A 13,453-nucleotide genomic window follows, 5' to 3' on the forward strand; every position below is an offset into this window, starting at 1 on the left:
AGGACGGGACGATGCCTGAACTGGTGACATGTGTATGGTTCGATTTCGGCGAAGCGAGCAAGGCGGCGGCCTTCTATGCCGGCACCTTCCCCGACAGCCGTGTCGGCAGGGTGAATGCCGCCGCGTCCGACTATCCCGGCGGAAAGGAAGGGGATGAGCTGACGGTCGAGTTCACCGTTCTCGGAAGGCCGTTCCTTGGCTTGAACGGAGGGCCGGTGTTCAAGCCCAACGAATCGGTCAGTTTCGTCGTCCTGACCGATGATCAGGCCGAGACCGACCGGTACTGGAACGCGATCATCGAAAACGGTGGCGCCGAAAGCGCCTGCGGCTGGTGCAAGGACCGTTGGGGCTTCTCCTGGCAGATCACGCCGAGGCGGCTCATCGAACTGACGACCAGCCCGGATCGCGACAAGGCAAGGCGGGCCATGGAAGCGATGATGACGATGACGAGGATCGATATCGCCGCCCTTGATGCCGCCGTCGCCGATTGAGGAGAACCCGCATGCTGCCCGTCACCGAGACCGCTTTCCCCGGCGCCGGCCTTTCCGTTCCGCAGGTGGTCGTGCGTGAGGCCACGCCCTGCGTCGCCATCGCGGCATCGGGGCCGATGGTGGACCTGCCGCGATTCGCGCCACCGCTGTTTCCCCGTCTTCATGCATGGATGGCGGAAAAGGGCCTGGAAGGAACGGCCGGCCTGTTCCGCTACCGTGGCTTTCACTCCAGTGGAGACGTCGACCTCGAGGTGGCGACGCTGCTGACCGCGCCGGCCGCCGGCGAGGGCGAGGTGATCGCGGGCGAACTGCCGGCCGGCCGCTATGTCATGGCCACCTATACCGGCCCCTATGACCGGCTCTACGATGCGTTCTGCATGCTCTCCGGCTGGTTGTGCGGCCGCGGCCTGATCGCCGACGAGATCAACGGTCCGGACGGGCGCTTTCCGGCCTGCCAGGTGGAAATCTACCGGGTTTCGCCGGCCGATACCGGGGAGCCGGCCCGCTGGGAGACCGATCTGCTGCTCAAGCTGGCGGATTGACCGCATCCCCCTTGGCTTGCATCGTTCCGTCGCCTAAGACTTCTCGCTTGGCACGGAGGAAGGGGCGCCATGACTTCGACGACGACCGACATCGCCAAGCGCGTCTATGACCATACGTGGAAGCTGGACCCGATCGTCCGCTCCCTGCTGGACACGGACTTCTACAAGTTGCTGATGCTCCAGATGATCTGGAAGATGCATCGCGATGTGCAGGTGCGTTTTTCGCTGATCAACCGCAAGCAGAGCGTTCGTCTCGCCGACGAGATCGACGTGCATGAACTGCGCGACCAGCTTGACCATGCCCGGTCCCTGACTCTGACGAAGAAGGAAATGATCTGGCTGGCCGGTAACAGCTTCTACGGCCGCAAGCAGATCTTCGAGCCGGAGTTCCTTTCCTGGTTCGAGAATTTCCGCCTTCCGCCCTACGAACTGTCCGTGCGCGACGGCCAGTTCGAGCTGGAATTCCTCGGCACCTGGGCCGAGGCCACCATGTGGGAAATCCCGGCGCTCGCCATCATCAACGAACTGCGCTCGCGTGCCGCCATGCGCGGCCTCGGACCCTTCGCGCTGGACGTGCTCTACGCCCGGGCCAAGGCAAAGATGTGGGAGAAGACCGAGCAGTTGAAGCGCCTGCCGGATCTGCGCATCTCCGATTTCGGCTCTCGGCGCCGCCACTCCTTCCTCTGGCAGCGCTGGTGCGTGGAAGCGCTGAAGGAAGGCATCGGCGATGCCTTTACCGGAACATCCAACGTTCTGCTCGCCATGGACACCGATCTGGAAGCTGTCGGCACCAACGCCCACGAACTGCCCATGGTCTATGCCGCGCTGGCCGACACCGATGCCGAGAAGCGGGCCGCGCCCTACCGAGTTCTGGAAGACTGGAACAAGCTTTACGGCGGCAACCTGCTCATCGTCCTGCCCGACGCCTTCGGGACGGCGTCTTTCCTGCGGGATGCGCCGGACTGGGTCGCCGACTGGACCGGCTTCCGCCCGGACAGCGCCCCGCCGATCGAGGGCGGTGAGCGGATCATCGAGTGGTGGCAGGCCCATGGCCGCGACCCGCGGGAAAAGATCCTGATTTTCTCCGATGGCCTCGATACCGAGACGATCATCGACACCTATCGCCACTTCCAGGGCCGCGTCCGCATGGCCTTCGGCTGGGGCACCAACCTGACCAACGATTTCAAGGACTGCGCCCCGCAGAAGAACGAGCAGCTGAAGGCGATTTCGCTGGTCTGCAAGATCACGGAGGCCAACGGGCGCCCCGCTGTCAAGCTCTCGGACAATCCGGAAAAGGCGACCGGCGACCGCGCCGTGATCAACGACTACCTGCGCATATTCGGCGGCGCGGAGCGCGTCGCCCACAAGGTCGAGGTTTGAAATCCATGACCCAACCCGTGATCGGCGTCGTTCGCCTCGACCATGGCCATGAAATCGATTTGCCGGCTTATGAGACCGTCGGTGCCGCCGGCATGGACCTGCGCGCCGCCGTCCCGGCGGACGATCCGCTCGTCATCGCCCCCGGTGAACGGGCGCTGGTGCCGACCGGGCTGGTCTTCGAGATCCCGCCCGGATTCGAGGCCCAGATCCGCCCGCGCTCGGGGCTCGCCTTCAAGCATGGCGTCACCTGCCTCAACACGCCCGGCACCATCGACAGCGACTATCGGGGCGAGGTCAAGGTCCTGCTGGTCAATCTCGGCCAGCAAGCCTTCACGGTCGACCGTGCCATGCGCATTGCCCAGATGGTGGTGGCACCCGTCACCCGGGCGTCCGTGGAGGAACGGACCCACCTCGGCGAAACGGCGCGCGGCGCCGGCGGCTTCGGTTCGACGGGAACGAAGTGACATGGACGAAGCGCTGAGCGTCACCGACATGCATACCGGCGGCGAACCGGTCCGCATCGTCACCGGGGGCTGGCCCGAGGTCCCGGGCGATACGATCCTCGACAAGCGCGCCTTCGCCATGGCCAACCACGACCATCTGCGCAAGTGGCTCATGTGGGAGCCGCGCGGCCATTTCGACATGTACGGGGTCCTGCCCGTCGCCCCGTCCGTCCCCGGTGCGGTGCTGGGCGTGCTGTTCATGCACAACGCCGGCTGGTCGACCATGTGCGGCCACGCGACCATTGCGCTCGGCCGCTGGTGCATCGACGAAGGACTGGTGCCGGTCACCGAACCGGTGACCCGCTTCGTCATCGAATGCCCGTGCGGGCCCGTCGCCGTGTCGGTGGAGATCGAGAACGGCAAGCCTGCAACGGTGTCCTTTGACAGCGTTCCGGCCTTCGCGGCGGCTTTCGACCAGACGGTACAGGTGCCCTGGCAGGGGCAGGGCAATTTTTCCGTCGATTACGACTTGGCCTACGGCGGCGCCTTCTATGCCGTCGCCGACGCGGCGCAATTCGGCCTGGTCTTCGGCCGCGATCCGGCCCGCGCCTTCATCGAGGCCGCCGCTGCGGTCACCGACACGCTGCGGGCCACGGCCACCATCAGCCATCCGGACGATCCGCGCCTGGGCTTCCTCTATGGCACGATCCTGACTGATGGAAAGGATGCGTGGTCGCCCGAAGCGACGCGCAACATCTGCGTTTTCGCCGAACGCCAGGTGGACCGCTCGCCGACCGGGTCCGGCGTCACCGCGCGGCTGGCGCTCATGCAGGCGCGCGGGCAGATCGCGCAAGGACAGGCGCGGCAGTTCGAGAGCGTCGTGGGCTCGGTCTTTACCGGGAAAATCTCTGCCGTGGACCGGACCGCTGCCGGCGAGACGATCATCGCCCGCGTCTCGGGCCGGTCTTACTACGCCGGCCGGGCGCAGTTCGTCGTGGAGCCCGACGATCCGCTGGCCGGCGGCTTCCTCGTTGGGTAGAAAAGACAACCTGAATACACGGTTGAACTGGAATGGAATTCTATTCGTGAGGATGGAAAGCCGCATGCGGCACTCGCCTTTTTCGCGCCGGACGCCTAGGCTGGCCGAAAATCATGTGGAGGACTGTCCATGACTGAAAAGACGCAAGGCCGGGGCCGGATCTATGATTCAATCACCCAGACGATCGGCAACACGCCGCTCGTCCGCCTGCCGAAATTCGCCGCCGAGACGGGCATCAAGGCCGATCTCGTCGCCAAGCTGGAGTTCTTCAACCCGATTGCCTCGGTGAAGGACCGTATCGGCGTGGCGATGATCGAGGCCATGGAGGCCGACGGCCGCATCGCCCCCGGCAAGACGGTTCTCGTGGAGCCGACCTCGGGCAATACCGGTATCGCCCTGGCTTTCGCCGCGGCCGCCAAGGGCTATCGCCTGATCCTGACCATGCCCGAGACCATGAGCGTGGAACGGCGCAAGATGCTCGCCCTGCTCGGCGCCGAGCTCGTCCTCACCGAAGGGCCGAAGGGCATGAAGGGGGCCATCGCCAAGGCAGAAGAACTTGCGCAGTCGCTGCCTGGCGCGGTCATTCCGCAGCAGTTCGAAAACCCGGCCAACCCGGATATTCACCGCCGCACGACGGCCGAGGAAATCTGGAACGATACCGCCGGTGGCGTCGACATCTTCATTTCCGGCATCGGCACCGGCGGCACGATCACCGGCACCGGCCAGGTGCTGAAGGAGCGCAAGCCCGGCGTCCGGGTCGTGGCCGTCGAGCCTTCCGATTCGCCTGTCCTGTCGGGTGGCGATCCCGGTCCGCACAAGATCCAGGGCATCGGAGCCGGCTTCGCGCCGGCCGTCCTCGACCGGGAGATCTACGACGAGGTCGTCACCGTCTCCAATGACGAGGCCTTCGAGAATGCCCGCCTCGTCGCGCGCCTCGAAGGCGTTCCGGTCGGCATCTCGTCCGGCGCCGCGCTGACGGCGGCGGTGAAGGTCGGCTCGCGGCCGGAGAACGAGGGCAAGCAGATGGTCGTCATCATCCCCTCCTTTGCCGAGCGGTACCTGTCGACAGCGCTGTTCGACGGTCTCGGCTGACGGGGTCGCAATGCAAAAAGGCCCGCTGCATCAGCGGGCCTGGTCATCTTGGCGGCCGCGGGAACCGCTCCCGCCGCAGGCTCCGTCACAGCTGGAAGGAATGCAGCTCGCCGGTCTTCTGCTGGCGCTTGGCGCAGGCCGGACCGGGCCCGCGCATGTAGTGGCGTTCCGGGTGATAGCTCGGCCAGACAAACTCAAACAACGCCGCGGTGCTGCGGCGGACGGCACGGGGCAGGTCCATCGTCTCGTCTCCGGATGGGACGCGACGTCCAGGCGCCGCGCTCATGGCTTTCTTGATGGCGCGCAGGATGGCACAAAGAAATGAATCCTTGCTGAACGCCCCGTCAAGAATTGGGAAACGAACTATCCCAGCACGAGTCGCGGTAGCCAGAGCACGATCTGCGGAAAGGCGATCAGCACGCCCACCGTCACCACGTCGGCGATGAAGAAAGGCGAGGCTCCCCGGAACACGTCCTGCACCGAGATGTCGGGGCGCACCCCCGCCACGACGAAACAGTTGAGCCCGATGGGAGGCGTGATCAGGCACAGCTCGGCCATCTTCACCACGATGATGCCGAACCAGATCGCGCATTCCGTGCCGCTCATGCCGAGCGCCGAGGCCGCCGCCGTGACGTTCTCGCCGCCGTTCAGCGCCATCACCGCCGGGAACGTGACCGGCAGGGTCAGGATCAGCATGCCGATGGCATCCATGAACATCCCCAGGATCACGTAGGCGAGCAGGATGAAGAGCAGCGTCATCATCGGCGGCTGGTGCAGCGAGCCGATCCACTCGGCGAAGGCATCGGGCAGGTGCGCGAATCCGAGGTAGCGGACATAGATCAGAACGCCCCAGATCATGGTGAAGATCATCGCCGTCAGCTTGGCGGTCTCCGCCAGGGCGCTTTTCAGGTTGCCCCAGCGCATGCCCTTGTAGATCGCCATCAACAGCACGATGAAGGCGCCCAGCGCGCCGGCTTCGGTGGGCGTGCCCCAGCCGAAATAGATGCAGTAGATGATGATCGCGACGACCGCGAAGATCGGCAGGGCGCCCGGCACGGTCTCGAAGCGCTCCTTCCAGCTGTAGCCCGTCACCGGTGGCCCCAGGTCCTTGCGCCATTTCGCCAGCCCGATGATCAGGGCGGCATAGATGACCGCCGAGACCAGGCCGGGCAGGAAGCCGGCCATCAGCAATTGCCCGACGCTGGATTCGGTGATGATCGCGTAGATGACGAGGATCGCCGACGGCGGGATCAGCGACGCCAGCGTACCACCGGCCGCCACCACGCCGGCGGCGAAACGCCGGTCGTAGTTCAGCTTCAGCATTTCCGGGATGGCGATGCGGGCGAACACGGCCGAGGTCGCGACCGAAGCGCCGGAGACTGCGGCGAAACCGGCCGTGGCGAACACGGTGGCCACGCCGAGCCCGCCGGGCAGCCATCCGACCCAGCGTTTCGCAGCCTCGAACAGCGCCCGCGTCAGGCCGGCGTAATAGGCCAGGTAGCCGATCAGGATGAAGGTCGGGATCAGCGCCAGCACATGGCTTGCCGTCTTCGAATGCGGGATCTGGCCGGTGATCTTGACCGCCGTGACGAAGCCGCGGGCAAACCCCTGGTTCTTGTCGATGGCGAAGATGATGAAAAGGCCCAGGAAGCCGATCAGGGCGGTGGCGAAGGCCACCCGCATGCCGATCAGCACCAGGATGATGAGAACGCCCGAGAGCGCGATGGAAACTTCGATGGTCGTGGTCATCGCGTGGCCTCGTCGTCCAGGCCCGAGACGGTCTCGGCCTCATGGGCGGCCTGCGTGGCCGCGTCCTCGATCAGCGGCACGGCGACCGGCTCTGCTTCGCCGCTGCCGATCGCCCGGCCATATGCCCACAATTGCAGCACCAGCCGCAGCGCCAGGATCGACAGGCAGATCGGCACCACGATCTTCACCGGCCAGGTTGGCAGCCGGATATCGCCGGTGGAATCGCCGAAGTTGAGCGCCCGCATGGCATGGTCCCATGATCCGTAGATCAGGATCAGCGTGATCAGCAGGATGCCGAGGACGCCGATGAACTCGGCGATCCAGAGCGACCGGCCGCTGAACTTCGACACCAGCAGGTCCATGCGGATATGACCGCCCAGGCGCTGGGTGAACGATACCCCGAAGAAGGCCATCAGCGGCACCGCCGAGATCATCCAGTCGATGTAGCCCGGTACCGGCCAGTTGAAGAACTTCCGCATCAGGATATTGGCCACCGACAGCAGCATGACCCCCAGGATGGTCAGTCCCGCCACCAGGTTGAGGCCGCTTTCGAGTTTGAACAGGGCCCGGTCCGCGCGGCTTGCCGCGGATCCGTCCTCGCGCACGTTGTGCGATGACATGGGTGCTCTCCCGGTGGCAAGGATGACCGCGGCGCCCGGATGCGCCGCGGCATGTCGCAGGGTCTGCCGGCCCTTACATGTCCTTCGTATCGCCGATGGTCTTCTTGACGAAGTCGTAAAGGTCCTGCGCCGGCAGGCCGGCATCCGCATTGGCCTTGATCCACTCGTCACGCACCGGCGCGGCGGCTTCCTTGATCGCGTTGATCACGTCGTCGGACAGGGTGATCTCCTCGATGCCCTTTTCCTTCAGCAGCGGACCCCACTTCCGGTAGACCTCGTCATAGGCCGAGTAGTAGGTCTCCATCGCTTCCGGGATCGACGACATCAGCGCATCGCGCTCCTCGTCGGAAAGACCGGCCAGCGCATCGTTGTTGACGACGACCGGGCAGTTCACCGAGCCGGGGTTGAGGTTCGTCGTCCACCACTTGGCGATGTCGGTCGTGCGGAACGACATGTGGGCATGCGGCGCGAAGGCCACCGCATCCACGACACCCGATTCCAGCGCATTGTAGGCCTCCGACGACGTCACCGACGTCGGCACGGCGCCGATCTTCTCGAAGGCATTGCCGATGCCGCCCGTGGCGCGCACGCGCAGTCCGTTGAAATCCTCTAGCGTCTTGGGCGGCTTGCCGACGCCGGCGAGGTTGTACTGCGGCAGCGGCGACGCCATCAGGATGGTCGCGTTCCAGCGGGCCAGGTCCTTGACGACTGCCGGATGCCTGTAGAGCGCCTCGTCCAGTGCCCCTTCCTGGCGCAGGCTGTGAACGCCGAGAAACGGCAGGTCGAGCACCATCAGCGTCGGGTTCTTGTCCGGGTGATAGGCGGCGCAGAACTGGGCCATCTCGAAAGCACCCACCGAAATGCCGTCCAGGTTTTCCCGGTTTTTCGACAGACCGCCGTAGGAAATGCTCATCGTGAAGCCGCCATTGGTTTTCTGCGAAACCAGGTCAGCAATCTTGTGGATGTGTTCGGTGAAGGCGCGGCGTTTGCCCCAGACCGAAACGTTCCATTCCGTTGCCGATGCCTCGGCCACGAAGCCGAGTGCCACCGATGCCATCATCGCGGTAGCGAAGACTTTCCTCATGCTGATCTCCTCCCGTTTGTCAGCTTTTTGGACGGGCAAGGGTAACCACCAGAACCGAAAGGGCAAGCCTCAATTGTCCCGTCAGCGCAACGACAGCAAAGCGAGCGCGCAAAGGCAGACGGCAAAAGCGATCAGGCCGTAGCGTCCGTTCCACGTGAAAGCGAGGCGCGTGGCGGGCAGATCGGTGATGCGCGACAGGATCAGGTTCGTGGCCCCGAAGGGCGAAGAGGTGAGATTGAGGCACCAGCCCATCACCAACGTCAGCGCCAGCAGGTCGGGCGAAATGACGCCGTCGAGCGCTTTCGACAGGAACGCGCCGAGGAAGGTCACCGTCAGCATCGGCGGCAGCGCCGCGATGGAGGCCAGCGGAACCAGCGCCAGGACGATGGCCTGGATGACGATCGGCGGCAGGCCGGAAAGTCCCGTCGTTCCGGCCAGCCAGTCCGTGGGCAGGATATGGGCCATGACGAGCCCGACGAAGCCTGCGAAGGCCAGCGTCACGGCTTCCGGGCTGCCGTCTGGCATCGCCTGCGTGAACAGGTTGCGCAGCGAGGTCGAAAGCGGCCTGCCATCGCCCCGCCCGCTGGCCGTCTGCATCGCCAGCCATCCCGCCGTCGCCGGCAGCGCGGTGATCATGATGGCCGTGACCACGGGGACGTGCAGCGCCATGGCCGCGCCACCGGCAAGCACGGCGAGCGCGACGTAGATCCCGGCGAGCCTCCGGACATCTGCCTTGGGCAGCGGCGGCACCGGCGTCGCGGCCGGCGCCAGGGCGAGTGCCTTGCGGGCCCGCAGGCCCGTGGCCCGGTCCTCCAGCCAGCCGGCGGCGGCCAGGACGGCCGCCAGCGCAGCGCCCCATCCCGCCAGGTGAAGCGAGGTCGCGCCCGGCACCACCGACACGCAGACATATTGCGAGATCGCCGTTGGCGACCAAAGGATGAACAGTGAAAAGCCACGCGACAGGGCCGATAGCTGCCGCCGTTCCCGGATCGCGACGATGGACGGGTCCACGCCCTTGCTTCCGGCGCGCGCCCCGCGCTGCACGAGCGGTCCGAGCAGGCTGAGTGCGCCGAAATTCATGATCACGCCCATCATGTGGCCACCGGACGCGATGGCGAGATAGCGTCGCCCGGGCGGTTGCAGCGTCAGCCATGTTCCGACCGAAAGCACGGACTGCGAGACCGAGGCTCCGGCCTTCAGGGTCGCGAGGAGCGTGATGAAGGCGAACAGGTAGGCGGACCGGATGGCCGCGGCGAGAAGCACCGCGCCGGGCTCCGGCAGAACCGTGATGGCCAGCAGGGCCGTGCCGGTGGCAAGCACGGCGAGATAGCGTTCCCGGAGCCGCAGGATCCTGTGCCCGGTGACGATGAAAAGGAGCAGAGCCAGCGCCGAGGCCGGCCCGAAACCGCTACCCGGATGGATCGTCTCGAGGCAGGCGAGCACGCAGGTCGTTGCCAGTGCGGTATTGGCGAGTGGGTTGCTGACGGCGCTCGGGCTGAAAACCGGGCCCGCGTCCGACTGCGTCGTATCCGTCGTCGTCAAGTGTGGTCCCCGCTGGCAGGTTCACCGTCAAGTCTAAAGCAATTTCAGCGAAAGTGGGAACCGGTTTCGCGTCCGGAATTGCGCAGGTCAAGAATGGATTCCAGCGAAAGTGGGAACCGGTTTCGCGTCCGGAATTGCGGACCGAAAACGGCAGGGAATTGGAGGCATCCAACGAAGAGCGGGTTTGCAAATTGCCAGGGAGACGGAGCCTGGGAGCGGTCCGGCGAAGAGCCGAGATGCTCTGCCCGCTTCGCGTTGCAGCCGGAAGCCGGCTTATCCCATGTCGATCATCCGGCTTTTCATGGCCGCGTCGGGGATGGCGCAATTCGCCGTGCGCCCGAACACACGGTACCGGTTCCGCGCGATGAAGTCGTAGACACGGTCGCCGATGATATCCGGAACGAGGGCGCAGCAACGCAGCAGCCCCCACGGGCCGCCCATGATCCGGCCCATCGCGGCCAGGGTCGCCCACTTGCTGTGCACCCGCCCGTCCCACAGCAACAGGTTTGTCTCGAACCGGTCCGGATCCCAGCCGTAGTGGCGGTAGAGCCTGCCGCCAAGCCCGCTCTGCGCATGGGCGAACCGGACGACCCCGCGCCGGTCGTGGCGACGGACCAGGCGCGCGCCGCTGCTGCAGAACACGCAGACACCGTCGAAGACCATGATCGGCCCGGCCGTGTCATCCACGAGAGTTTCTGTTCGCGGGATGACAGGCATGGGCAGTCCTCATGCGTTTCCGATCAGCATGCCGGCCGCGAACACCAGCGCGCCGCCGAGCACGACCTGGAAGATCGCCCGGCTCCAGGGCGTGTCCATCCAGTGGTTCTGGATCCAGGCGATCGCCCACAACTCGATGAAGACGATGACCGTGGCGGTGATCGTGGCCGTCCAGAATTCCGGGATGAGGTAGGGGAGAGCGTGGCCAAGACCCCCGATGGCCGTCATGATGCCCGACGCGAGGCCGCGCTTCACCGGCGAACCGCGGCCGGAGATCTTGCCGTCGTCATGCGCCGCTTCGGTGAAGCCCATGGAAATGCCGGCGCCGACCGAGGCCGACAGGCCGACGAGAAAGGTCGTCCAGGTGTCCTGCGTCGCGAAGGCGGTGGCGAAGATCGGCGCGAGCGTTGAGACCGACCCGTCCATCAGGCCCGCCAGACCGGGCTGGACATAGGTCAGGATGAACTGCCGCCGCGCGGTCTCCGCCTCTTCCTCCTTGGCATCCTCCGTCAGGTGCTTCATGCCCAGCCGCTGGGCGAGGTTTTCATGGGCCTTTTCCGCGGCCGCCAGGTCGCCGAGCAGCTTGCGGGTCGAGGCATCGGTCGTGCGCTTGGCGGCTTCCAGGTAAAAGCGGTGCGCCTGCGCTTCCATCTGCTCCGCCATGTCGCGTACGGCCTCGAGCCCGAGCGGCCGCACCAGCCAGTCCGGCTTGCGCTCGTAATAGCCGCGCACGTGTTCGCGCCGGATCAGCGGGATCGTCTCGCCGAAACGCTTGCGATGCATCTCGATCAGGCGCCGCCGGTGCTGGTCCTCCTCGTCCGCCATCTCGTCGAAGACCTTGGCCGATGACGGGTAGTCCTTGCGCAACCCGTCGGCATAGGCGCGGTAGATCCGCCCGTCGTCCTCTTCGGATGAAATGGCGAGGGCCAGGATTTCCTGTTCGCTCAAACTGTCGAATGAGCGCTTCGACGCGCCGAAGAACCGCGAAATCATTTGGGGGAAAACTCCGAATTTAGAATGATTCCAAACTAGGGTGGGTCTCTCCGCCGGTCAAGCGCCAAGACGCCGCGCCTGCAAGCCCTTGCCGCCTTTACCCTGTTCGCTGTCCGGGGGTTGACGCGGACCGCCACCATGGGATGAAATTCCGCACCGACAGCGCGCAACGGGACACCGGGCCATGATCGAGATCGAACGCAAGTTCCTGGTCACCGGGACGTCATGGCGCGATGACGCCGATCCGGGGACGCTCGTGCTCCAGGGCTATGTCGCCGTTTCCAACAGCAATTCCGTCCGTGTCCGCATCAAGGGCGACGGCTCCGCCTGGCTGACCGTCAAGGCCGGCAGCGGTCTCGTGCGCGAGGAATACGAATATCCGATCCCGATCGCCCACGCTCGCCGCCTGCTCAACCGCTGTATCGGCAACATCATCGAGAAGACCCGCTACCTCGTTGCGCATGAAGGCTACGTCTGGGAGATCGATGTCTTTCACGGCGCGCTTGAAGGCGCGGTCGTCTGCGAGGTGGAACTGTCCCGCGAGGACGAGGCCCCGCCGCTGCCGGACTGGTGCGGGCGGGAGTTGACGGACGATCCGGATTGGTCGAACTCCGCCCTTGCGTTCAACGGTCTGCCGGAGGGTGCCCGTTGAGCTACCGGCTCGATCCGGCCAGGCCGCTGGGAGACGAGATCCGCCGCATTGTCGGCGAAGCGACCGGAGCGGCGATGGCCGCCCTTGCCCTCGCGCATGACGAGCCTGGTGCAGCCTATGCCGCACGCAAGGCCATCAAGCGCGCCCGGTCTGCCCTGCGCCTGGTGCGCACCGCTGACCGGAAGGCCTGCTCGGCCTGCGATGAGCACCTGCGCTCCGTCCAGGCTGCCCTGGCGCCGGACCGCGAGGCCGAGGCACATCTCGAGGCCGCGGCAAGGCTCGCCGAGCACTGCCACGATACGGGCGACGAGGACGGCCTGCGCCTGCTTGCCTCGTTGACCGGACGCCTGCATTGCCGTCGCGATGCCCGCGCGGCCTTTCAGCCGTCCTGGCCGCGCTGCCACGGCGGTCTCGCGGGAACGCTGGATCGCGCGGTGGCCGCGCTGGGAGGGGTCGGCAGGGAACTCGGCCGGAAGGAGGAACGAGCCGTCCTCGGATCCGGACTGGTTCATGGCCAGCGCAAGGCGGTGCTCGCGCTCGAAACGGCCCTGGACGTTGATACGGCCGAGGCGTGGCATGACTTCCGCAAGCACGTGAAGCACCACCGCATGCACATGCGCCTGCTGAAACCGGCGTGGCCTGGGGGATTCCGGTTGCGTGCCGATGTCGCCCGCCTGATCCAGGCCGACCTCGGCGAGGACCATGACATCTGGCTGCTTCAGGCGCTGGCAGAACAGGAGCCCTCGCTTGCCGGTTGGCCCGATGGCATCGCCCGCCTGACCGCCCTGGTCCAGGACCGGTCCGTCCGGCTCAGGGCCGATGCGGCGAAAGGCGCACGCTACCTTTTCCGCGACGATCCCGCCGATCTCGCGCGGGTGGCCGCCATGCTCTGGAAGAAGGCGCAGGCCGCAGCACGCGACTAAGCAATTCTAGCGAAAGTGGCTGCCGGTTTCGCGTCCGGAATTGCGCTGTGTAAGACCCGATTCCAGCGGAAGTGGCTGCCGGTTTCGCGTCCGGAATTGCGCAGCGGAAGACCCGATTCCAGCGAAAGTGGCTGCCGGTTTCGCGTCCGGAATTGCGCAGCGGAAGACCCGATTCCAGCGAAAGTG

The 13,453-nt window shown here is 65.8% G+C and carries 15 protein-coding genes; 8 read left to right on the forward strand and 7 right to left on the reverse strand.

Annotated elements, in window-relative coordinates; all coding sequences use genetic code 11:
* Window positions 1-11 precede the first annotated feature (11 nt).
* From CSC94_RS02190 to cysK, 6 genes are all read left to right on the forward strand, one after another.
* Window positions 12-491 carry a VOC family protein gene (locus tag CSC94_RS02190; protein WP_099303270.1) on the forward strand — a complete coding sequence of 160 codons (480 nt, stop codon included), beginning with the start codon at window positions 12-14 and terminating at the stop codon, window positions 489-491.
* A gap of 11 nt (window positions 492-502) precedes the next feature.
* A complete protein-coding gene (locus CSC94_RS02195) occupies window positions 503-1,033 on the forward strand; it encodes a GyrI-like domain-containing protein (protein ID WP_099303272.1) in 531 nt (176 codons plus the stop codon).
* 69 nt (window positions 1,034-1,102) lie between these two features.
* The gene (pncB, locus tag CSC94_RS02200; protein ID WP_099303274.1) at window positions 1,103-2,413 is read left to right on the forward strand and encodes a nicotinate phosphoribosyltransferase; all 1,311 of its coding nucleotides are present in this window, start codon (window positions 1,103-1,105) and stop codon (window positions 2,411-2,413) included.
* 5 nt (window positions 2,414-2,418) lie between these two features.
* Window positions 2,419-2,877: a dUTP diphosphatase gene (gene dut, locus CSC94_RS02205; RefSeq protein ID WP_099303276.1), complete on the forward strand. Its 459-nt coding sequence runs from the start codon at window positions 2,419-2,421 to the stop codon at window positions 2,875-2,877.
* 1 nt (window position 2,878) lies between these two features.
* Complete coding sequence (locus tag CSC94_RS02210) at window positions 2,879-3,895, forward strand: proline racemase family protein (protein WP_099303278.1); 1,017 nt, start codon at window positions 2,879-2,881, stop codon at window positions 3,893-3,895.
* Window positions 3,896-4,024: 129 nt separating this feature from the next.
* Window positions 4,025-4,987: a cysteine synthase A gene (gene cysK, locus CSC94_RS02215; protein WP_099303280.1), complete on the forward strand. Its 963-nt coding sequence runs from the start codon at window positions 4,025-4,027 to the stop codon at window positions 4,985-4,987.
* Between the two features lie 85 nt (window positions 4,988-5,072).
* Here cysK and CSC94_RS24470 read toward each other — a convergent pair whose 3' ends face one another.
* The 7 genes from CSC94_RS24470 to mbfA form a co-directional block, all read right to left on the reverse strand.
* Window positions 5,073-5,228, reverse strand: a complete 156-nt coding sequence (locus CSC94_RS24470) for a hypothetical protein (protein ID WP_099303282.1) — start codon at window positions 5,226-5,228, stop codon at window positions 5,073-5,075.
* Between the two features lie 122 nt (window positions 5,229-5,350).
* The gene (locus CSC94_RS02225) at window positions 5,351-6,736 is read right to left on the reverse strand and encodes a TRAP transporter large permease (protein WP_099303284.1); all 1,386 of its coding nucleotides are present in this window, start codon (window positions 6,734-6,736) and stop codon (window positions 5,351-5,353) included.
* Window positions 6,733-7,356, reverse strand: a complete 624-nt coding sequence (locus CSC94_RS02230) for a TRAP transporter small permease subunit (protein ID WP_099303286.1) — start codon at window positions 7,354-7,356, stop codon at window positions 6,733-6,735. The genes CSC94_RS02225 and CSC94_RS02230 overlap by 4 nt, the downstream gene beginning before the upstream one ends.
* 73 nt (window positions 7,357-7,429) lie before the next feature.
* A complete protein-coding gene (locus CSC94_RS02235) occupies window positions 7,430-8,440 on the reverse strand; it encodes a C4-dicarboxylate TRAP transporter substrate-binding protein (RefSeq protein ID WP_099303288.1) in 1,011 nt (336 codons plus the stop codon).
* An 81-nt stretch (window positions 8,441-8,521) separates the two neighbouring features.
* Window positions 8,522-9,982 (reverse strand): hypothetical protein, encoded by a 1,461-nt coding sequence (locus CSC94_RS02240; RefSeq protein ID WP_099303290.1) that lies wholly within the window; start codon window positions 9,980-9,982, stop codon window positions 8,522-8,524.
* A gap of 273 nt (window positions 9,983-10,255) precedes the next feature.
* Window positions 10,256-10,669: a thiol-disulfide oxidoreductase DCC family protein gene (locus CSC94_RS02245; protein ID WP_165784295.1), complete on the reverse strand. Its 414-nt coding sequence runs from the start codon at window positions 10,667-10,669 to the stop codon at window positions 10,256-10,258.
* 39 nt (window positions 10,670-10,708) lie between these two features.
* Window positions 10,709-11,692 (reverse strand): iron exporter MbfA, encoded by a 984-nt coding sequence (gene mbfA / locus CSC94_RS02250; RefSeq protein ID WP_099303294.1) that lies wholly within the window; start codon window positions 11,690-11,692, stop codon window positions 10,709-10,711.
* A 184-nt stretch (window positions 11,693-11,876) separates the two neighbouring features.
* Between mbfA and CSC94_RS02255 the strand changes: the two genes are divergently transcribed.
* A complete protein-coding gene (locus tag CSC94_RS02255) occupies window positions 11,877-12,344 on the forward strand; it encodes a CYTH domain-containing protein (protein ID WP_099303296.1) in 468 nt (155 codons plus the stop codon).
* Window positions 12,341-13,267, forward strand: coding sequence for a CHAD domain-containing protein (locus CSC94_RS02260; RefSeq protein ID WP_099303298.1), 927 nt, complete (start codon window positions 12,341-12,343; stop codon window positions 13,265-13,267). The genes CSC94_RS02255 and CSC94_RS02260 overlap by 4 nt, the downstream gene beginning before the upstream one ends.
* Window positions 13,268-13,453 lie beyond the last annotated feature (186 nt).

It is taken from the genome of Zhengella mangrovi (genome assembly GCF_002727065.1).
GTDB lineage: Bacteria > Pseudomonadota > Alphaproteobacteria > Rhizobiales > Rhizobiaceae > Zhengella > Zhengella mangrovi.

Coding starts and splice junctions, on each gene's coding strand:
- mbfA (WP_099303294.1), bottom strand. CDS start 11,692: ATGATTTCGCGGTTCTTCGGCGCGTCGAAGCGCTCATTCGACAGTTTG.
- CSC94_RS02195 (WP_099303272.1), top strand. CDS start 503: ATGCTGCCCGTCACCGAGACCGCTTTCCCCGGCGCCGGCCTTTCCGTT.
- CSC94_RS02255 (WP_099303296.1), top strand. CDS start 11,877: ATGATCGAGATCGAACGCAAGTTCCTGGTCACCGGGACGTCATGGCGC.
- dut (WP_099303276.1), top strand. CDS start 2,419: ATGACCCAACCCGTGATCGGCGTCGTTCGCCTCGACCATGGCCATGAA.
- CSC94_RS02190 (WP_099303270.1), top strand. CDS start 12: ATGCCTGAACTGGTGACATGTGTATGGTTCGATTTCGGCGAAGCGAGC.
- CSC94_RS24470 (WP_099303282.1), bottom strand. CDS start 5,228: ATGGACCTGCCCCGTGCCGTCCGCCGCAGCACCGCGGCGTTGTTTGAG.
- CSC94_RS02235 (WP_099303288.1), bottom strand. CDS start 8,440: ATGAGGAAAGTCTTCGCTACCGCGATGATGGCATCGGTGGCACTCGGC.
- pncB (WP_099303274.1), top strand. CDS start 1,103: ATGACTTCGACGACGACCGACATCGCCAAGCGCGTCTATGACCATACG.
- CSC94_RS02225 (WP_099303284.1), bottom strand. CDS start 6,736: ATGACCACGACCATCGAAGTTTCCATCGCGCTCTCGGGCGTTCTCATC.
- cysK (WP_099303280.1), top strand. CDS start 4,025: ATGACTGAAAAGACGCAAGGCCGGGGCCGGATCTATGATTCAATCACC.
- CSC94_RS02230 (WP_099303286.1), bottom strand. CDS start 7,356: ATGTCATCGCACAACGTGCGCGAGGACGGATCCGCGGCAAGCCGCGCG.
- CSC94_RS02210 (WP_099303278.1), top strand. CDS start 2,879: ATGGACGAAGCGCTGAGCGTCACCGACATGCATACCGGCGGCGAACCG.